This window comes from Dactylosporangium thailandense (assembly GCF_059739745.1).
Genome location: NZ_AP029195.1, coordinates 3282158 through 3301103 on the forward strand (window position 1 = coordinate 3282158; position 18946 = coordinate 3301103).

Consider the following 18946-nt stretch of genomic DNA (forward strand, 5'->3'; position numbering starts at 1 on the left):
TCGGAGCGCGCCGGTACCGTGGATCCGTGCCAAAGATGACCGTGCAGGACGTGACCGAGATTGTTGGCGGCCTCGCCGCTGACGGGATCACCGTGTGGGTCGATGGCGGCTGGTGCGTTGACGCGCTCGTAGGACTCGAGCTGCGCGAGCACGCTGACCTCGACGTGGCCGTCAGTCGTGCGGATGAGAAAGCTCTGCGCGGCTGGTTCAACGCGAAAGGTTACACACCGAGGCCAAGGGCGGACGAGTCGGCATGGAATTTCGTGCTCGGTGATGCTCAGGGGCGGGAAATCGACGTGCACGTATTCGAGTTCGACGAGCGAGGGAGGAACGTCTACGGGATCGAGTACCCTGCGGAGTCATTGACCGGACGAGCCACTCTCGGCGGACTGCATGTGCACTGCATCGCACCAGCGTGGATGTTTCGATTCAAGACCGCTTACGAACCAGCCCCGAAAGATCTTCTTGACGTTCATGCCCTGGCTGCCACGTTCGGCTACGAGCTACCCCCGACCCACAGCAGCCCGTCCGGGATGTCTGGCTCGTGAACGGCTCTGACGTGGGATTTGTCCGTCAGTTCTGTCTCCTGCACGAGGTCCTCGGCGAGCGCGCCGACGAGCCGGTAGCAGTGCACGCGAAGGTCGCGGCGGTGGGCCTCGGCGAGGGCGGCGAAGGCGGCATGGTCCTGCACCACGGTTGAGACGATGCCGCACGGCGAAAGGAATCGCTGTCTTTATTGTACGGAATCGTCAACCCGTTCTCATCGGCCCTGATGCCGATTTTCGCCGCTCGGAACGGACCTACGCTGCACTGTGCCCGAAGTCAGAACGCAGGAGATCGCCGCCGAGCAGCACATCGTCGACCGGGTCTACGAGCGCCTCGAGCAGATGCGCGCGCAGGCGGGCGCGCTGGAGCGGGAGGGGTACAACCGCTCCTCCGGCAGCACGCTGACCGGCCTGGTCGAGCGCGACGCGATGGTGCTGCGCGCCGCCGCGCGGATGCGGGACCTGGACGCCGAGGACGAGGGGCTCGTCTTCGGGCGCCTGGACTTCGACGACGGGGAGACCTACCGCATCGGCCGCCTCGGCGTCCGCGACGGCGTCGAGCCGCTGCTCATCGACTGGCGCGCGCCCGCTGCCGCGCCGTTCTACCGGGCCACCTCCGGGGAGCCGCTCGGCGTGGTGCGCCGCCGCGTCATCATCTGCCGGGGCCGGCACGTGCTCGACCTCGACGACGACGTGCTGACCCCGGACCGGGCCGGCGACCTGCGCGTGCTCGGCGAGGGCGCCCTGCTAGCGGCGCTGCGCCGGTCCCGCGGGCCGCACATGCGCGACATCGTCACCACCATCCAGGCCGAGCAGGACCGGGCGATCCGGGCGCCCGCCCGCGGGGTCACGCTCATCACCGGCGGCCCGGGCACCGGCAAGACGCAGGTCGCCCTGCACCGGGCCGCGTTCCTGCTCTACACCGACCGGGGCCGGCTCACCGGCGGGCGGATCCTCGTGGTGGGCCCGTCGACGGTGTTCACCACCTACATCGCCCGCGTCCTGCCGTCGCTCGGCGAGGACAGCGTGCACCTGCGGGCCGTGGGCGAGCTCGTCGACGGGGTCACCGCCACCCGCCGCGACCCCGCCGCCCTCGCCGCGATCAAGGGCCACGAGCGCATGCGGGCGGTGCTGACCGAGCTCGTGTGGCAGACGCCGCCGGAGGCTCCGGAGCAACTGCGGATGGTGTACGCCGGGCAGGTCCTGACGCTCGGACGCGACGACCTGCGGGCGGTACGACGCCGGGTGCGCGACGACGGCAAGCCCAACGAGGCCCGCTCCCGGGCCGCCGGGGCCCTGATCGACGCGCTGTGGGCCCGGCTCGACCAGGGGCATCTCGACCGGAGCCTCTTCACCGAGGAGGCCCGCGACCGCGGCGAGTTCGCGCGGTTCCTGCGCGCGTGGTGGCCGCCGCTCACCCCGGCGGCCGTGCTGCGCTGGCTCGCCGAGCCCGGGCGGGTCATCGGCCTCGAACCGGCCGACGCCGAGCGGCTGTCGCGGTCGTACCGCGACGAGCCCGGCTGGTCCGTCGACGACGTCCCGCTCCTCGACGAGCTCGCCGTCCTGCTGGGCGAGCCCCCGGCCCCGCCCCGGGCCCCCGAGCCCGAGTGGCGGCTGCGGGAGCTCGGCGCCGGCCCCCGCCTCGTGTCCACGTTCGTGCTGAGCTGCGGCCTGCGCGACGGCTGGGAGCTGTACGCCCCCGGCCTGCTCACGCCGATGGCCCAGGCCGGCCCCGGGATCGACAACGACCAGATCGGCGCCGCCCAGCGCTGGGCCGAGGCCGTCATCCGGCGCGAGGGGCACCGGGTCGTCGGCTGGGGCGACGGCTTCGACCCGCACGGCGAGGAGGGCTACGTGCCCCGGCTCGCCGAGCCGCTCCTGCCGGACCCGCCGCCGGACGACACGCCCGAGCCGGAGCCGTACCTGCACGTGATCCTCGACGAGGCGCAGGACCTCTCGCCGATGGAGTGCCGGATGATCGCGCGGCGCGCGGAGTTCGCCTCGATGACCGTCGTTGGCGACCTCGGGCAGGCGACCCACCCGCTCGCCGTCACCGGCTGGCCGCAGCTGATCGAGCGGCTGCGCAAGCGGGAGGTGCGCCACCTCGACCTGCCGACCGGCTACCGGGTCCCCCAGGTGATCGCCGACTACGCGGCGCGGGCGCTCGCCGCGGGGATCGAGCCGACGCGCTCGTACCGCCCGGGCGGCACCCTCGACGTCCGGCGCGTCGAGGATCTGCACGCCGCGGTGCACTCGGCGCTGCGGGAGGCCCCGGCGGGGGCGACGGTCGCGGTGATCGCCCCGGACGCGCTCGCCCCGGCGCTGCCCGGGCCCGTGGTGCCGGTGAGTCTCGTGAAGGGGCTCGAGTACGACCACGTCATCCTGGTGGAGCCGGGCGTCATCGCGAAGGCCGAGCCGCGGGGGATGAGCCGGCTCTATGTCGCCCTGACCCGGGCGGTCGCGGGCCTGGTGATCCTCCACCGCGACCCGCTCCCGCCCGGGCTCGAGCGTTAGGAGCAGGCGGCGCCGTTGAGCGTGAAGCCGGTCGGGGCCGCGCTGTTGCCGGTGTGGTTGGCCTGGAACCCGATCGTCGTCGAGCCGCCCGGCGGGATGCTGCCGTTGTAGCTCACGTTGGTCGCGGTGACCTGGCCGCTCGACGGCGAGTAGGTCGCGTTCCAGCCCGACGTGATGGTCTGCCCGGCCGCGAGGCTGAACTTCAGCGCCCAGCCGTTGATCGCGGACGAGCCGGTGTTGGTGATCGTGATGTTGTCGGTGAGGCCGGTGTTCCACGGGCTCACCGAGTTCGTCACCTTGCACGCGCCGCCGCCGCCGTTGTTCGGGGGCGGGGTCGTCACGCCCGGCGTGGTCGGGGTCGGGTTGCCGCCGCCGCCCGATCCCTCGCTCACCGTGATGCTGGAGCTGCCGCTGCTCTGGTAGCCCTCGGTCGCGAGGATCTGGTAGTCGTGCGAGCCGAGGTTCAGGCCGAGGGCGGCCCACGCGTTGAAGTGGTTGGCGGTGGTGATGGTGCCGCCGGTGCGCTTCTGCTGCCGGACGCTCCAGTACTGGTAGAACGTCGCGGTGCCGATGATCGACGGCTGGTTCACGCGCTGGGTGCGGTAGATGTCGTACGTGCTGCCGTCGGTCGTCACCGAGCCGAGCCGCTGGGCGCCCGTGCTCGGGTTGTAGCTGCCGTAGTTCTCCACGACGTAGTACTCGATCAGCGGGTTGGTCGTCCAGCCGTACAGCGCGAGGTACCCGTTGCCGTTGACGTTGAACGTGCCCGAGTAGTTCACGGTGTGGCTCGAGCCGGGCTTCCAACCCTTCCCGACGACCGTGTTGTTGATGTTGCTCCACTGGACGCTGTACGAGCCGGCGGCGCCCAGGTTCATCGTGACGTTGCCGTTGTCCTTCCAGTACGAGAAGAAGTAGCCGTTGTGGGTGCCGGTCGTGTTCGCGGTGACCGTGCGATCGGCCTCGGCGTGGGCGGTGCCGGCCAGCACGAGCGAGGTCGCGGCCAGCGCCGCGGCGCACGCGCCGGCGAAGAGCAGCCTTGCCTTCATGCGGGGTCCTTTCGGGTCGACGCTCGTCGATGGCGGCAGTGTGGGATCGGGCCGCGGAGCTTGTCAATCCGTTCCGGAACGGCGGTATCGGCCGTGAACTGGCCGTTTGTGGCGTGCCGTGCGGTTTCGGAGTCGAAAGTTGCGGAACCAGGATGAAACTTTCGAGCGGGTGTGACCTGCGCGGAAAGCCTTCAAGGGGCGCGGCCGGCGGCCGATGGGTCGATCCGTGACCGCCGAACGCGCCCCGATGCGCTATGTCGTGGCCACGCTCGTGATCGCGGCCGCCAGCGCACTGTGGTTCGTCGTCTGGGTGCTCACCGGCGTGGGCCCCGCCGCCGTGTCCTTCGTGGCGCTGCCCGCCGGCGCCGTGATCGCCGCCGCGGCCGCGTTCGACCTGCTCCGGCGGGCCCCGCTCAGCCGCCCGGCCCGCCGGTTCTGGCGGCTCATGACGTTCGCGTTCGGCGCCGTCGGCGTCGGCTACACCATCCTCGCCGTCGCCGGCTTCCGGGACACGTCCATCCTGCCCGTCATGCCCCCGGCCGCGGCCGGCTTCGCCGGGGCCGGGTTCCTCGCGGCGATGTGGGGCATGGGACGCGTCCCGCTCGGCATCACGAGCGCGGGGGAGCGCTGGCGGCAGTGGCTCGACCGCTCCATCGCGTTCCTCGGCTGCGGCACGGTGCTGTTCCACTTCGGCCTGGCCCCGATGATCTCCGGCGACCAGGTGTGGAGCACCCAGGCGATCATCCTGCTCGGGATGTCCTTCGCGCTCGCGATCGGCGGCATCACCAAGGTCTCGTACATCCGCGGCGGCCCCATCGACCGGGTCTCGCTGCGCCTCATCGGCCTGTGCGGGCTGGTCGGCGCCGGTGTGGCGGTGCTCATGGTGCTCGGCGGCGACCCGGGCACGATCCCGGCCCAGGCCGTGGTCATGCCCCTCGCGCCGGCGTTCGGCACCCTCGCGGTGCGCCGGCAGTGGGGCTTCACCGAGGCGCGCGTGCGGCGGTCGAACACCTGGCTGCCGTACCTCGCCGTCGCCGCCGTCGACGTGCCCCTCATCGCCGTGATCCCGGGCGCCCTGACCTGGACCGACAGGCTCGTGATCGTGGCCTCGGTGTGCGTGACCGGGCTCGTCACGATCCGGCAGTACGTCGTCTTCCGCGAGAACGCCCGCCTGCTGCGCGAGAAGCGCGCCTCCGAGGAGCGCCTGCAGCACGAGGCCACCCACGACGGCCTCACCGGCCTGGCCAACCGGGCCCTGTTCCGCCGCCGGCTCGGCGAGCAGCTCGAGACGGGCGGCGCCACGGTCCTGCTGGTCGACCTCGACGACTTCAAGACCATCAACGACTCTCTCGGCCACGACGTCGGGGACCATCTGCTCATGGCCGTGGCATCGGTACTGCGCGCCGGCGCCGGCCCCGACGGGCTGCCCGTCCGCCTGGGCGGCGACGAGTTCGCCGTGCTGATCACCGAGCCCACGGTCCTCGGCGAGACCGTCGCCCAGCGCATCCTCGACGCGTTCACCGGCCCGCTCAGCGAGCACCGGCTCCTCGTGCACGCCAGCCTCGGCATCGCCACGGCCCCGGCCGGCGCCCCGCTGGACCGCCTGCTGCGCGACGCCGACGTGGCCATGTACGCCGCCAAGGAGCGCGGCAAGAACAACTGGGTCCGCTACCGCGACGGCATGGAGCAGGCGGTCGTGGGCCACGCCCAGCTCGGCGGCGAGCTGCGCCGGGCCCTCGACGCCGGCGAGTTCACCGTGTACTACCAGCCGATCATGTCCCTGCACACCGGCCGCATCGTCGGCGTGGAGGGCCTCGCCCGCTGGCGCCACCCGGCCCGCGGCATGATCTCGCCCGCCGAGTTCATCCCGGCCGCGGAGAGCACCGGGCTGATCGTCCCCCTCGGCCGGTACGTCCTGCGCGAGGTGTGCCGCCAGGCCGCGGTGTGGCTGGCCGAGTTCGGCCCGGACACCCTGCAGAAGGCCGGCCCCAACGTCTCCGCGCGCCAGCTGCACGACCCGGACTTCGTGGCCGACGTCCAGGCCGCGCTCACGGAGGGCGGCCTGCCCGCCGACCGCCTGGTGCTGGAGCTGACCGAGTCCGCGGCCCTGCGCGGCCAGCAGGTCTCGCGCACCCTGCGCGAGCTGCACGGCCTCGGCGTCCGCATGGCCCTGGACGACTTCGGCACCGGCGAGTCCTCGCTGAGCCTGCTGCGCGCCTTCCCCGCCGCGATCATCAAGCTCGACAAGTCCTTCGTCGACGGCATCGAGCTGGACGAGCCGGGCTCACCCGAGGCCGACGCGCGCCAGGCCGTGGCCCGCGCGGTCATGCAGCTGGCCCTGGCGCTGGGCCTGGACACGGTCGCGGAGGGCATCGAGAACCGGGAGCAGGCCGACCGCCTCATCGAGCTGGGGTACTCCCTGGGCCAGGGCTACCACCTGGCCCGCCCGATGCCGGCGGGGGAGCTGACCGCCCTCCTGGCCGCGCAGCACCTCACGACCGCGGCCTGAGGGCCGCCCACCGTGCCGCTGGCGGGTCGCCGGTGGCATCGGCCTCAGCACCTATTTCGGAGAAACCGCAGGCCGGGCGCGCTCGATCCAACAGCGGGCGGCCTGGACCCGGCGGTTGCCGCCCGACTCCGGGGAGAGGTCGAGCTTGGCGAAGATGGCCCGCAGGTGTGCGTCGACGGTCCGTTCGGAGACGACCAGCTGTGCCGCGATGCCCGCGTTGCTGGCGCCTTCGGCGAGCGCGGCGAGCACTTCGGCCTCCCGCGCGGTGAGCCGGCCGACCGCGCCGCCGCCGGCCGGGGCGGCGGTGTCGGCGGGTGACGCCGGGTCTTCGGGTGCGGCCGGGGCGGCGGTGCCGGCCGGGACGGCGTTGTCGGCGGGCGCCGAGGGGACCAGGGTCCGGGCGAGCCGGCCGGTGCCCGCCCACGCGGCGGCTCCGGCGGCCGCCGTGATCGCCGCGACGACGAGGGCGACCGGCGTGGCGCCGAGCGCGAGTCCCGGCGCGGCGACGACCGTTCCGGTGCCGGCGACGACCAGCGCGGCGGCGGTGAGGCCGGCACCACGGACGGCGAGCGTCAGGTGCGCGGGCGGCACAGCGCCGCGGGCGGCGACGAGCGCGCACGCGCCACTGCACACCGCGGCCCCGCCGAGCGCGACGAGGAACGCGACCGAGCCCGGCTCCGGCTTCCACCCCGCCGGGCGCGCGGGCGACGGCGAGCAGCACGCAGAACGCGGCGGTGAGGGCGCCGCGGTGGTCCCGGCGGCCGCGACCCCGAGCCGGCCCCGGACCGTCCCGTGCGACCCGAGCGCGGCGCGCCAGAGCACGACGGGCAGCACGAGCAACGCGACGCCACCGAGGAGCGTCGCGGCGGCATCCACCGGCGCGAGCACGGTCCGCCACGATTCGGGCGCGATCGTCGGCAGCCCGGCGAACGGCTCCCCGGCCGAGGTCAGCAGCGCGTTGGCCAGCGCGACCACACCCATCGCCACGCCGACGGCCCGGTGCGTCCACGGCGCCGCCCGGCGGACCGCGGCCGAGGCGGTGAGCTGCATGAGCACGAGGGGCGGGATCCAGGCGGAGTTCCACAGGGCCACGGCCGCGCCGGTCAGCGGGTGACCGGCGGCGTGCGCGGCCATGGCGAGGGCGGTCAGCACGAGATAGGCCAGCAGCGCCGCGGCGAGCCCGGCCGCGTACCGCCCGGCGGCGCGGCTGCCGGCCCGGCTCAGGCGGGCCCCGGCGACGGCGGTGCCGACGGCACCCAGCGCGAGCGCCAGCACACCCACCGGATCGGTGGCGAACCCGCCATGCCCGGCCAGGCCCAGACCGCCGAGGGTGACGCCGGCGGCGCCGGCCGTGGCCGCGGCGACCACGGGCAGCCGTTGCCGGGCCGGCGCGACGGCGGAACTGCTGGTCATGCGCGCACACCTACTGGAGGCCGCGCCGGTCAGCCGTAACGGAGATCTCGGGCCAGGCGACGGTACTCGGTTGCGAGGTCGGCGTCGACGCCCGCGTCGGCCGGGTCCGGCAGTGAAGGCTCCAGCGCAGGCCGCGATCGCACCAGCCGGACGCGCAGGGCCAGCGGCGGGTGGCCCGCGAACGGCGACGTGGACAGCGGCGGCTCGGCGGGGGCGTGCGCACGCACGCCGTCACCGAGTGCACGCCAGGCGGTGAGATCGGGCCGGTCGTCGCCGGCCTGACGGATGTGGCGGCGCAGGACCGTCACCACCGGCTCGCGCAGGCCCAGCGTGCCGAGCATCGCGAGCGTCGCGGTCGAGCCCGCGACCCGGGCGGCCTCGGCGTCGGCGTGGTACTCGGCGCGGTGCACGTCGGCGCGGGCCATGCTCGCGAACAGGCGCCGGACGCCCGCCGTGATCCAGCGCAGGACGGCGTTCACGGGGCTGAGGATGAGCTCGGCGTACCAGACCGAGCCGACGCTGCCGCGCATCGGGCCGCCGCCCGCGCCCGCCATCGCGCCCAGGATCGCCGGGTCCTGCAACGCCCGGATCGCGGTGTCGCGCCTCGGCTCGAACAGGGACACGAGGGCGGTCAGGCTGCGGTCGACGGACCCGGCCGGGCCGCTGCGCAGCGGGTCGCCGTTGGTGAAGTGGGCGAGTTGATGGGCCACGAGCGCGGTGCGCTGCAGCGGGGTCAGCACGGCGAACAGCGGGACGCCTATCCGCAGGTACCGCCGCCGCAGCAGCCCGGTCGTCCCGCCGTCGGCCTCGAAGGAGTCGTCCACGACGATGATCCGCGGGCACGGGGTGCCGACGGCGGCCGCGACCCCGGCGACGAACGCGTGCAGGTGTGGCGCGCCGGCGCGATCGAGCCGCGTCGAGTAGCGGGGGAGCCCGGCCGGCCGGGGCAGCAGCACCGCCCCGAACGCCAGCAGCACCACGCCCGGCAGCATCGTGAAGCTCGGGAAGTCCCGCACGACGAGCCAGGCGCCGCAGCCGAGCGAGGCGATCGCGGCGAGCTGGATGAGCACGGCCACCAGCGTGACGACCACCCGGGCGGGACCCCAGCCGGGCGGCCCCGGAACGTGCCCGGCGAGCTCGGCCGCGAGCCGCTCGTCCCGGGCGAGGTCGCGGTTCATCGCATCGATGGTAGTCGCCGGCGCCAAGCCGTTCGGCGCGGACAGGGACGGGGATACGGTACGGGCCATGCTGGGTGGGTACCAGGCCCGCATGCGTATCGGATATTTCCTGTCGTGCGAGGAGTACACCCCGGCCCAGCTGATCGAGCAGGCGCGCCTGGCTCAGGACGCCGGGTTCCAGGGGCTGTGGATCTCCGACCATTACCATCCGTGGAACGACGAGCAGGGGCAGAGCCCGTTCGTCTGGTCGATCATCGGGGCGCTCAGCCGGGTCGTGACGATCCCGATCACCACGGCGGTCACGTGCCCCATCCAGCGCATCCACCCCGCGATCGTGGCCCAGGCGGCCGCCACGAGCGCGGTGCTGCACGACGGCCGGTTCATCCTCGGCGTCGGCTCCGGCGAGGCCCTCAACGAGCACATCACCGGCGAGCGCTGGCCCTCGGCGGCCGAGCGGCTGGAGATGCTCGAGGAGTCCATCGAGGTGATGCGCAAGCTGTGGGACGGCGGGTTCGTCAACCACCGCGGGCAGTACTACACGGTCGAGCAGGCGCAGGTGTACACGCGGCCGGAGACGCCGCCCTCCGTCTACGTCTCCGCCTTCGGTCCCAAGGCCGTGGAGCTGGCCGGCCGGATCGCCGACGGCTACATCCTGACCATGCCCGACGGCGACCTCGTGCGGGACTTCCGCGAGGCGGGCGGCGGCGACAAGCCGGTCCAGGGCGGCTTCAAGGCCTCGTGGGCGCCGACCGAGGAGGAGGGGGTCGCGACCGCGCACCGGCTGTGGGCGAACGCCGGCGTGCCCGGCGAGCTGTCCCAGGTGCTGCCGTCGCCGAAGCACTTCGAGCAGGCCTCGGAGCTGGTCACGCCCGAGCGGACGGCGAAGGCGATCGCCTGCGGCCCGGACCCCGCGGCGCAGGCCTCGTTCCTGCGGCAGTACGAGGATGCCGGCTTCGACGAGGTGTACGTCGCGAACGTCGGCCCGCACTACGCGGAGCTCATCGACCTGTACCGCAAGGAATTCCTGTAGGGGAACCCGATACGGACGAGTAAGGCACGGAATCCTTATTGCAACTTACCGATGGGTGCGGGATGGTGGGTCCATGCATCCGACCGCACTGTCCGCCCTGGACGCCGCCGCGCTGCAGGAGAGCTGGGATCGGCAGCAGGAGGCGTACCTGCCGGACCGGGAGCACCGCTTCGCCGCGATGCTCGACACCGTCGCCGCCGTCACGGCGAACGCCCCGCTGCGCCTGCTCGACCTGGCCGGCGGCACCGGCTCGATCACCCTGCGGGCTCTGCGCCGCTTTCCCGGCGCCGCCGCGACCGTCCTCGATCTCGACCCGGCGCTGCTGGCCATCGCGCGCAGCAGCCTCGCCGGGCGCGCGACCGTCGTCGAGGCCGACCTCGCCGGGCCGGACTGGACCGCCGGGCTGCCCGCGGGCGGCTTCGACGCGGTGCTCACCGCGACCGCGCTGCACTGGCTGCCCGCCGAGCGCCTCGCCGCCCTCTACGGCGAGATCCGCGGACTGCTGCGCCCGGGCGGCGTGTTCGTCAACGCCGACCACATGCCCGACGACGGCCTGCCGGCGCTCACCAAGGATCTCCTCGCGGCGGGGGAGGCGCGGCGTGACGCCCGGGTCGCCGCCGGGGCCGCGCTGTCGTGGACGCAGTGGTGGCAGCACGTGGCCACGATGCCCGCCCTGACCGACCTGGTCGCCCGGCGGCACGAGATCTACCCGTCCGGGCACGCCGCCGAGTTCACGCCCACGGTGGCGTGGCACCTCGAGGCGCTGCGCGCGGCCGGATACGCGGAGGCCGGCGTGGTGTGGCGCGGCGGCCCCGACGCGGCCGTGGCCGGCGTGCGCTGACTTGATCGGCCGTGGCCCGCCGCGGAGTGCGGGCCACGGCCGTGTCGGCTAGACCGCCGCCTTCTCCTGGGCCGGGGTCACGCGGACCGGGCGGTTGCCCAGCAGCCGCTCGGCCAGCGGCGCGAAGACCAGCCCGATCACGCCCCACAGCAGCGCCTGGGCCGCGACCGCGTACAGGCGGAACTCGTAGAGCAGGTCGGCGTCGAAGCCGGGGAAGACGATGTCGCCGGCCTCGTTGCGCAGCGGCAGCGGCGTCTCCGTCGCGTGCTTGCCGTAGTCGGCGACGTTCGTCGGGAGCCGGCCGAAGTCCGGCAGCAGCGCGATGAGCAGGCCGGTCGCCACGACGAAGGCGGCGCCGGCGAGCAGGGTCGCGGTCCAGGTGCCGAAGCGCGGCTTCAGGCGCTGGCCCAGGATCACGGCCAGGATCAGCAGCAGCACCGAGGCCAGGACCATGATCAGGTAGTACGCGCTGCGCTGCCCGATCGTCTCCTCGTGCCCGACCGCGGGCGGGTTCGCCGGGTACTTGAGGAACGGCACGAGGTACATGGTCAGGAAGCCGGAGCCGGCCAGCAGCAGCGCCAGGTTGCGCGGGCGGACGTTGCCGACCCGGCCCAGGCAGATCGCGTAGGCGACCGCGAACAGCGCGCCCATCGCGAGCCCGAACAGCACCATGCCGACGCCGATGCCGAGGTTGCCCTGCACGGTGCGGCTGAACAGCTCCCCGCCCTCGTGCGCGTGGTCGGCCGCGCCCGCGGCGTGCTCCAGGGCCTCCTGGGCCTCGTCGCGGCCGCTCTCGTAGTCGATCGCGTCCTGAATCAGCGGCTCGGCGAAGATCCGCGCGAACACGAACGCGACCAGGCCCGCGACGAGCCCGGCCAGGGCGCCACGGGCGATGATCCGCTTTTCCACGATGCCTCCCGCGCTCAGTGGCAGGGGAAGCCGAGGAAGTGCCGGCCGTCGTGCACGAACTCGTGCACGTGGGCGTCGTTGCCGAAGATCGACACCGCGCCCTGGTCGACGCCGATGAAGTAGTACACGAGCAGGGCGAGCGCCGCGGTGCCGGCGAGCCACACCAGCGACCGGGACAGCGGGATGACGACCGGCGTCGCGACGGCGCCGGGGGTGGGCGAGGACACGCTCACGAGGAGCCTCCTTCAGGGATTCTGCGTCCCTCTTGTAGTGGCGGTGCGACGGCGGAGGGTCTGACTCACCGGGCGGACCCGGTTCACAGTGGCGCGACCGTGCCGGACTCACACCGGCTTCCTGTCACCGTCGATTGCGCCGACGCTACGGCCCGTGCGGGCACACCGTCAATCGCAGGCCACCGGCAGTGCCGCGATTCACGATCTTGAGGGCCCGTGCGCGAGTGTTTCGCGCCATCGGTGACGGGTAGCGGCAGGACAGCCCGCAATTGTCGCGAAGGGGATTGAACGGATGAACGCCCGCAAACCGACCGAGGTCGTCAAGGACGTCGTGGAGGCCGCCGCCGCGAAGGTCACCGACGCGGCCACCCCGGACGTGCCCGGCAAGCCCGGGAGCGTCACCCCGTCGCCGACCGAGCCGACCACGCCGACCGGCCCGCCTCCGCCCTCGCCGGAGCAGGGCACGCCGGCGCCGCAGACCCCGACGGGTGCGGCGGCCGGAGGCCCGGCGACCGCCAACGCGCAGCAGGGCGACTACCTCACCACGTCCTACGGCGCGCGGTTGCCCGACACGGACCACTCGCTCAAGGCCGGTCCGCGCGGGCCGATCCTGCTGCAGGACCAGCATTTCCGCGAGAAGGTCACGCACTTCGACCACGAGCGCATCCCGGAGCGCGTCGTGCACGCCCGGGGCGCCGGCGCGCACGGCTACTTCGTGGGCTACGGCACCGCCGACCGGCTGTGCCAGGCGAAGTTCCTGAACAAGGACGTGCGCACCGACGTGTTCGTCCGGTTCTCCACCGTCGTGGGCTCCCGCGGCTCCGCCGACACGGTTCGCGACACCCGCGGCTTCGCCACGAAGTTCTACACCGACGAGGGCACGTTCGACCTGGTCGGCAACAACATACCGGTCTTCTTCATCCAGGACGCGATCAAGTTCCCGGACGTGATCCACGCCGCCAAGCCGCACCCGGACCGGGAGATCCCGCAGGCGCAGTCCGCGCACGACACGTTCTGGGACTTCGTCTCGCTGCACACCGAGGCCCAGCACCACACGATGTGGGCCATGTCGGACCGGGGGATTCCCCGGTCGTTCCGCATGATGGAGGGCTTCGGCGTCCACACCTTCCGGCTGATCAACCGGGCCGGGGAGACGACCCTGATCAAGTTCCACTGGAAGCCCAAGCTCGGCGTGCACTCCCTGACCTGGGAGGAGGCCCAGCTCATCGGCGGGATCGACCCCGACTTCCACCGCCGCGACCTCTACGACGCCATCGAGTCCGGCGCGTTCCCGGAGTGGGAGCTCGGCGTGCAGGTCCTCCCCGACACGCCCGAGGAGACCTTCGCCGGCGTCGACCTGCTGGACCCGACCAAGATCGTCCCCGAGGAGCTGGCCCCGGTGCAGCCCATCGGCCGCATGGTGCTGGACCGGACCCCGACGAACTTCTTCGCCGAGGTCGAGCAGGTCGCCTTCCACCTCGCCCAGCTGCCGCCCGGCATCGACGTCACCAACGACCCGCTGCTGCAGGGCCGCCTCTTCTCCTACCTCGACACCCAGCTGACCCGGCTGGCCGGCCCGAACTTCAACCAGATCCCGATCAACCGCCCCCACGCGCCGGTCAACGACATGCTGCGCGACGGCTTCCACCAGGACGCGGTGCACGGCGGGGTGGCGCCGTACCGCCCCAACTCCCTCGACGCCGGCAACCCGTTCACGGCGACCGCCGAGGAGGGCGCGTTCGTCGAGGCCCCGGTGGTGGTCACGGAGGCGCCCAAGGTGCGGGCGAACCCGGCCTCGTTCGACGACCACTACAGCCAGGTCCGCCTGTTCTGGCTGAGCATGTCGCCGGTGGAGCGCGAGCACATCGTCAACGCGTACACGTTCGAGCTCTCCCGCTGCTACCAGCAGGAAATCCGCGAGCGCCAGCTGCTCAGCCTGGCCAACATCGACCCGGTCCTGTGCGAGCTGGTCGCCGCCGGCCTGGGCCTGCCGGTGCCCGAGGCGACGCTGCCCCTGGCCGACGTGACGCCCAGCCCGGCGCTGTCCCAGCTGGGCGGCGAGTGGCCCGCCGACGGCCGGGTCATCGGCATCGTGATCGGCCCGGAGCCCGCCGACGCCGACGGGGTCGAGGGACTGCGCCGCGCGGTCCTCGGCGCGGGCATGGTGCCCCTGGTGATCGGCCCGCGCGGCGGCGTGATCGGCGACCTCACCGTGCAGCGGACCTTCGCCGGGACACGCTCGGTCGAGTTCGACGCGCTGCTGCTCGCCGCCGCGCCCGCGCCCGGCCCGGACGCGCTCGCGTCCCGGGACGCGAAGGCCGGCGCGTCGGACTCGCCGACCGTCGACCCGCGGGTGCTGCTCATGGTGGAGGAGTGCTGGCGGCACGCGAAGCCGATCGGCGCGTGGAGCCGCGGCGTGGAGGTGCTGCGCCAGGCCGGCGTGTCGGAGACGGCCGGCGTCGTCACGGCCGAGAGCGGGACGGCGGCCCTGGAGTCGCTCCAGCCCCTGCTGGCGACCCACCGGGTGTGGGAGCGCTTCGCCGGCTGAGCGCGGACCAGCGCGTCGATCGCGGCCCGGCGGGCCGTGGCGACTCGCCTGTGCGGTCCCAGATGTCGCGCTCCGCGTCGGGCGGGATCCAAGGGCTCGGCTCAGCGGCCCAGCCGGCGTCGTAGCGCCGCACCGCTTCGACGAACGCCGCCGGCGGCCGGTAGTCGTGCGCGGTGACGTAATGCCAGATCAGCGACGGCGCCGCGAACATCACGCCCGGCTCGGCCGGCACCCTGATCTCGTAGTACGCCAGCCAGTTCCGGCTCGGTCGCGGATGGGCGACGCCGCCCGTGCCCGGCGGGCAGAACTCGCAGTCGTGCAGGCCGCGGCATTCGTTGACGGCGGGGCCGTCGATGATGTCGAGCAGCGCGTCGGCGAACCAGGCCGGGACCGGGCCCCTGTCGAACGGGTGCGGCGCGGCCAGCCAGCCGACGTTGCGCCGCTCGTACCGCGGGCGGTAGCTCAGCTCGCCCCATTCGCGCCAGACGATCTCTTCGCCGGCGTGCGAGTAGGCGTAGGGCGTCAGGTCCGCGAAGTAGGCCACGAGTGAAGGTACGGCGTCAGGCGCGCAAGCAGGGCTCAGACACGCTCTACGGTGCTGTGCGACGCCGGGCAGCAGGGCGGCCGCGTCGCGGGCGAGGCTCGCCAGCACGTGCAGGTCGGTGTCGGTGAAGGTGCCGACCTCCACGCTGAGCACGCGGATCGTGCCGACGGACGGGGCGGCCGAGGGACGCGAGGAGCGGCGCGCCCGCGTAGGACCGCAGCGCGCCGCCGCGCAGCAGCGGGCGGTCGCCGGCCGGGTGCTCGCGCAGGTCGGCGATGCGGGTCGGGGCGTTGCCGGTGATGGTGGGTTGGCCCAGGGACGACCGATGTGGATCGGGTGGGCAACCGGGTGCGCCCCGGGTGCCCACCCGGCCGGTCACTTCGCGAGGGCCCGCAGCCGCTCCAGCAGCGGCCCGGCGGCCTCGTCGAGGAAGCGCTGCTGCAGTGCGTCGCCGACCTGCACGAGGGCGATGTCGGTGAAGCCCGCCTCCCAGTACGGCTTGACGCTCTCGGCGAGCTCGTCGAGGTCCGGGCCGCACGCGATGGAGCCGGCCACGTCGTCCTTGCGCACGAACTGCGACGCGGCCGTGAAGCCCGCCGGGGTCGGCAGGTCCGCGTTGACGAACCAGCCGCCGCCGAACCAGCGGAACTGCTCGTGGGCGAGATCGATCGCCTGCTGCCGGTCGGGGGCCCAGCAGATCGGGATCTGCCCGATGGCCCGCGATTTCGGCGAGCCGGGGCCCCGGGCGTCGTGCCAGCCCGACACCAGCTCGGCCTTCGGCTCGACGGCGATGAGGTGGTCGCCGATGGGCGCGAAGCGCTCCACCGAGTGCTCGCCGGAGACGGCCAGCCCGATCGGCACGCCGTCGTCCGGGCAGTCCCACACCCGGGCCGAGTCGACCCGGAAGTAGTCGCCGTCCCAGGTGACGAGCTCGCCGGTGTGCAGCTCCCGGATGATCGCCACGGCCTCCTCGAGCATGTCCTGGCGCTGGGCGACCGGCGGCCAGCCCTCCCCGGTGACGTGCTCGTTGAGGTTCTCCCCGGCGCCGAGGCCGAGGATGAACCGCCCCTCGGACAGCAGCTGGATCGTCGCCGCCTTCTGGGCCACGACCGCCGGGTGGTACCGCTGGATCGGGCACGTCACGTAGGTGGCGAGCTCGACCCGGGAGGTCGCGTGGGCCACGGCGCCGAGGACCGACCAGGCGTAGGGCGCGTGCCCCTGCTCGGTCAGCCACGGCGAGTAGTGGTCGCTGCAGACCTCGAAGTCGAAGCCGATCCGCTCGGCCTGCACCGCGTAGCGGACGAGTTCCCGGGGTCCGCTCTGCTCGGTCATGAGGGTGTACCCGAAGCCGACCATCACGCGCGGACGGCGTCCAGCGCCTTCTTGAGCGCCGCCGGCTGGGTCGGCTTCGTCGGCGCCTTCGGCTTGAGCTCCAGCATCTTCGCGCCGAGCTCCTGGAGCTGGTTGCGCCCGAGGCCCTCGCGGACCTTCGGGAACCACTCCTGCTCCTCTTCCTCGATGTGGTGGGTCACGTTCTCGATGAGCACGGTGACCTTCGCGTCGAAGTGGTCGTCGCCGGCGTCCATGGTGGCGAGCTCGAAGCAGAGCACGTCGGCCACGTGGTGCTCCTCGTAGGACTCCAGAATGTCCTCCTCGAGGTCGGGCAGCAGCCGGCGGACCTCGGGGTACATGACCTCGTTCTCGATGTAGGTGTGCACCGTGAGCTCGTGCAGGATCCGCTCGACGATCTTCGCCTTGGCCTCGGCGGGGCCGTCCTGCGCGGCCTGGAACTCCTTGAACAGCCGCTTGACGTGCTTGTGGTCTTCCTTCAGCAGCACAATGGCGTCGGTCGACATCGACTCTCCTTGCCGGGTACGGGGCCTGTCTCAGGTCCGCGTACCCACCTCGGAGCTGCGCAAACGGTTGAATCCGCTGCGGTGGAAGACCAGCGGCGCGGCCGAGTGGTCCGCGTCGAGGTCGTGGATGCGCAGCAGCACGATGTCGTGGTCGCCGGCCGCGTACTCCTCGTGGATGCTGCACTCCAGCCACGCGCACGCGCCGTCGAGCAGGATCTCGCCGTCGCGGCTCGCCCGCCAGGTCGCGCCGGCGAAGCGGTCGCCGCCGCGCTGGGACAGCTGCCGGCCCAGGCGCTCCTGGTCGGCCGCGAGCACGCTCACGCCGAGCCGGCTCGCGCGGCGCAGCGCCGGCCACGTGGTCGAGGTGCGGGCGATGCACACCGAGGCCAGTGGCGGGTCGAGGGAGACCGACGTGAACGAGCTGGCGGCGAGCCCGACGGGGATGCCGTCGACGACGGCGGCGATGGCGGTGACGCCGGTCGGGAACGCGCCGAAGACCCGGCGCAGGTCGGTCGGGGAGAGCAATGCGGGAGCGGTCATCGGATCGGCCCTGCTTTCCGCTGGTGTACCGGTCATGAGAAGTCTAGCCGAAGTCCTACTAAAGCGATAGGGATAGGTGGGACCGGAGCGTGGTGCCGGCGTACTCGGTGCGGTACAACCCCCTGGTCTGCAGCTCGGGCACCAGCCGGTCGACGATCTCCTCGACGGTGCCCGGCAGCCGATCGGGCAGCAGGTTGAACCCGTCCACCACGCCGTCGCGCAGGTAGCGGCCCCACTCCTCGGCGACCTCGCCGGGCGTGCCGACGAAGCTGCCGTGGCCGGGGCTGACCTCGATGACGAGGTCCCGGATGGACAGGTGCCGCGCGGCCGCCAGCTCCCGCCAGGCCGCGATCCGGGCCAGCTTGCCGGTGCGGTGCTCGATCGGGATCGTGCCGCGCGACGGGTCCAGCTCGTCGTCGGTGGGGTCGACGTCCGGCAGCGGGCCGTCGGGGTCGTAGGCGGAGAGGTCCCTGCCCCAGTACTGCTCCAGGAACGCGATCGCCCGCGGACCGGTGGTCTGCTCGCGCCTGATCCAGCGGGCCCGGTCCCGGGCCTCGGCCGCGGTGTCGCCGAGCACGACGGAGGCGCCCGGCAGGATGCGCACCGCGTCCGGGGCCCGCCCGTGCGCGGCGAGGCGGCGGCGCAGGTCCGCGGCGTACGCGGCCGCCTTGTCGTAGGACGTGTTCGCCGAGAACACCACGTCGGCGTGGCGCGCGGCCAGCTCCCGGCCGCCGGGGGAGTCGCCGGCCTGGAACAGCACCGGCCGCCCCTGCGGGCTCGGCGGCACCGCGCCCGCGGCGTCGAGGGTGAGGATGTCCGTGGCGGCCGTGACCCGCTCGCCGCGCCAGAGCGCCTTCGCCGTCTCCACGAACGCGCCGGCCCGCTCGTAGCGCCGCTCGTGCGCCAGCCAGCCGCCGTGCCGGAAGTTCTCCCCGGTCCAGGCGTTGTCGGTGGTGACGATGTTCCAGCCGGCCCGGCCGCCGGAGACGGCGTCGAGGCTGGCGAGGCGGCGGGCCAGGTCGGCCGGGTAGTTGTAGGTGGTGTTCTGGGTCGCCACGAGCCCGATGTGGGTCGTCTCGGCCGCGAGCGCGGCGAGCTGGGTTATGGCGTCGGGACGGCCGGCCACGTCGAGCGCGTGGACCTGCCCGCGGTGCTCCCGCACCCGCAGGCCCTCGCCCAGGAAGAACGCGTCGAAGAGGCCGCGCTCGAGGGTCTTGGCGACGTGGACGAACGTGTCGAT

At 73.3% G+C, this 18946-nt stretch carries 17 protein-coding genes; 7 read left to right on the forward strand and 10 right to left on the reverse strand.

Features of this window, described 5'->3' with window-relative positions; all coding sequences use genetic code 11:
- Positions 1-35: 35 nt before the first annotated feature.
- The 3 genes from AC6JBM_RS14775 to AC6JBM_RS14785 all read left to right on the forward strand — a co-directional run bounded on the left by AC6JBM_RS14775 (position 36) and on the right by AC6JBM_RS14785 (position 3059).
- The gene (locus AC6JBM_RS14775; protein WP_497986456.1) at positions 36-548 is read left to right on the forward strand and encodes a nucleotidyltransferase domain-containing protein; all 513 of its coding nucleotides are present in this window, start codon (positions 36-38) and stop codon (positions 546-548) included.
- A gap of 11 nt (positions 549-559) precedes the next feature.
- Entirely contained in the window at positions 560-700 is a 141-nt protein-coding gene (locus AC6JBM_RS14780; protein ID WP_497984187.1) for a hypothetical protein, read from the forward strand.
- Positions 701-812: 112 nt separating this feature from the next.
- Positions 813-3059, forward strand: a complete 2247-nt coding sequence (locus tag AC6JBM_RS14785) for a HelD family protein (protein WP_497984188.1) — start codon at positions 813-815, stop codon at positions 3057-3059.
- On the opposite strand, the gene AC6JBM_RS14790 is transcribed toward AC6JBM_RS14785, so the two are convergent.
- Positions 3056-4105 carry a glycoside hydrolase family 11 protein gene (locus AC6JBM_RS14790; protein WP_497984189.1) on the reverse strand — a complete coding sequence of 350 codons (1050 nt, stop codon included), beginning with the start codon at positions 4103-4105 and terminating at the stop codon, positions 3056-3058. The genes AC6JBM_RS14785 and AC6JBM_RS14790 overlap by 4 nt on opposite strands.
- A gap of 226 nt (positions 4106-4331) precedes the next feature.
- Here AC6JBM_RS14790 and AC6JBM_RS14795 point away from each other — a divergent pair, with 226 nt between their 5' ends.
- On the forward strand, positions 4332-6614 hold the full coding sequence (locus AC6JBM_RS14795) for a putative bifunctional diguanylate cyclase/phosphodiesterase (RefSeq protein WP_497984190.1): 2283 nt from the start codon (positions 4332-4334) through the stop codon (positions 6612-6614).
- Between the two features lie 51 nt (positions 6615-6665).
- Here AC6JBM_RS14795 and AC6JBM_RS14800 read toward each other — a convergent pair whose 3' ends face one another.
- Together AC6JBM_RS14800 and AC6JBM_RS14805 are read right to left on the reverse strand one after the other, a co-directional pair.
- On the reverse strand, positions 6666-8027 hold the full coding sequence (locus tag AC6JBM_RS14800; RefSeq protein WP_497984191.1) for a helix-turn-helix transcriptional regulator: 1362 nt from the start codon (positions 8025-8027) through the stop codon (positions 6666-6668).
- Between the two features lie 29 nt (positions 8028-8056).
- A complete protein-coding gene (locus tag AC6JBM_RS14805; RefSeq protein WP_497984192.1) occupies positions 8057-9205 on the reverse strand; it encodes a M48 family metalloprotease in 1149 nt (382 codons plus the stop codon).
- 91 nt (positions 9206-9296) lie between these two features.
- Here AC6JBM_RS14805 and AC6JBM_RS14810 point away from each other — a divergent pair, with 91 nt between their 5' ends.
- Together AC6JBM_RS14810 and AC6JBM_RS14815 are read left to right on the forward strand one after the other, a co-directional pair.
- Entirely contained in the window at positions 9297-10235 is a 939-nt protein-coding gene (locus tag AC6JBM_RS14810; protein WP_497986457.1) for a TIGR03557 family F420-dependent LLM class oxidoreductase, read from the forward strand.
- A 73-nt stretch (positions 10236-10308) separates the two neighbouring features.
- A complete protein-coding gene (locus AC6JBM_RS14815) occupies positions 10309-11076 on the forward strand; it encodes a class I SAM-dependent methyltransferase (protein ID WP_497984193.1) in 768 nt (255 codons plus the stop codon).
- 48 nt (positions 11077-11124) lie between these two features.
- Here the strand turns inward: AC6JBM_RS14815 and AC6JBM_RS14820 are convergent, their stop codons facing one another.
- Positions 11125-11985 carry a CbtA family protein gene (locus AC6JBM_RS14820; RefSeq protein ID WP_497984194.1) on the reverse strand — a complete coding sequence of 287 codons (861 nt, stop codon included), beginning with the start codon at positions 11983-11985 and terminating at the stop codon, positions 11125-11127.
- Between the two features lie 14 nt (positions 11986-11999).
- A complete protein-coding gene (locus tag AC6JBM_RS14825; RefSeq protein WP_433089431.1) occupies positions 12000-12218 on the reverse strand; it encodes a CbtB domain-containing protein in 219 nt (72 codons plus the stop codon).
- A 292-nt stretch (positions 12219-12510) separates the two neighbouring features.
- Here AC6JBM_RS14825 and AC6JBM_RS14830 point away from each other — a divergent pair, with 292 nt between their 5' ends.
- A complete protein-coding gene (locus tag AC6JBM_RS14830; RefSeq protein WP_497984195.1) occupies positions 12511-14766 on the forward strand; it encodes a catalase in 2256 nt (751 codons plus the stop codon).
- Here AC6JBM_RS14830 and AC6JBM_RS14835 read toward each other — a convergent pair.
- The 5 genes from AC6JBM_RS14835 to AC6JBM_RS14855 form a co-directional block, all read right to left on the reverse strand.
- A complete protein-coding gene (locus AC6JBM_RS14835) occupies positions 14681-15463 on the reverse strand; it encodes a DUF7919 family protein (protein ID WP_497984196.1) in 783 nt (260 codons plus the stop codon). The genes AC6JBM_RS14830 and AC6JBM_RS14835 overlap by 86 nt on opposite strands.
- Before the next feature lie 222 nt (positions 15464-15685).
- Entirely contained in the window at positions 15686-16666 is a 981-nt protein-coding gene (locus AC6JBM_RS14840) for an LLM class F420-dependent oxidoreductase (protein ID WP_497986458.1), read from the reverse strand.
- Positions 16666-17166, reverse strand: coding sequence for a hemerythrin domain-containing protein (locus AC6JBM_RS14845; protein ID WP_497984197.1), 501 nt, complete (start codon positions 17164-17166; stop codon positions 16666-16668). Before AC6JBM_RS14845 ends, AC6JBM_RS14840 begins: the two co-directional genes overlap by 1 nt.
- A gap of 30 nt (positions 17167-17196) precedes the next feature.
- Complete coding sequence (locus AC6JBM_RS14850) at positions 17197-17706, reverse strand: flavin reductase family protein (protein ID WP_497984198.1); 510 nt, start codon at positions 17704-17706, stop codon at positions 17197-17199.
- Positions 17707-17764: 58 nt separating this feature from the next.
- Positions 17765-18763 carry an LLM class flavin-dependent oxidoreductase gene (locus AC6JBM_RS14855; protein ID WP_497984199.1) on the reverse strand — a complete coding sequence of 333 codons (999 nt, stop codon included), beginning with the start codon at positions 18761-18763 and terminating at the stop codon, positions 17765-17767.
- Positions 18764-18946: the final 183 nt, after the last annotated feature.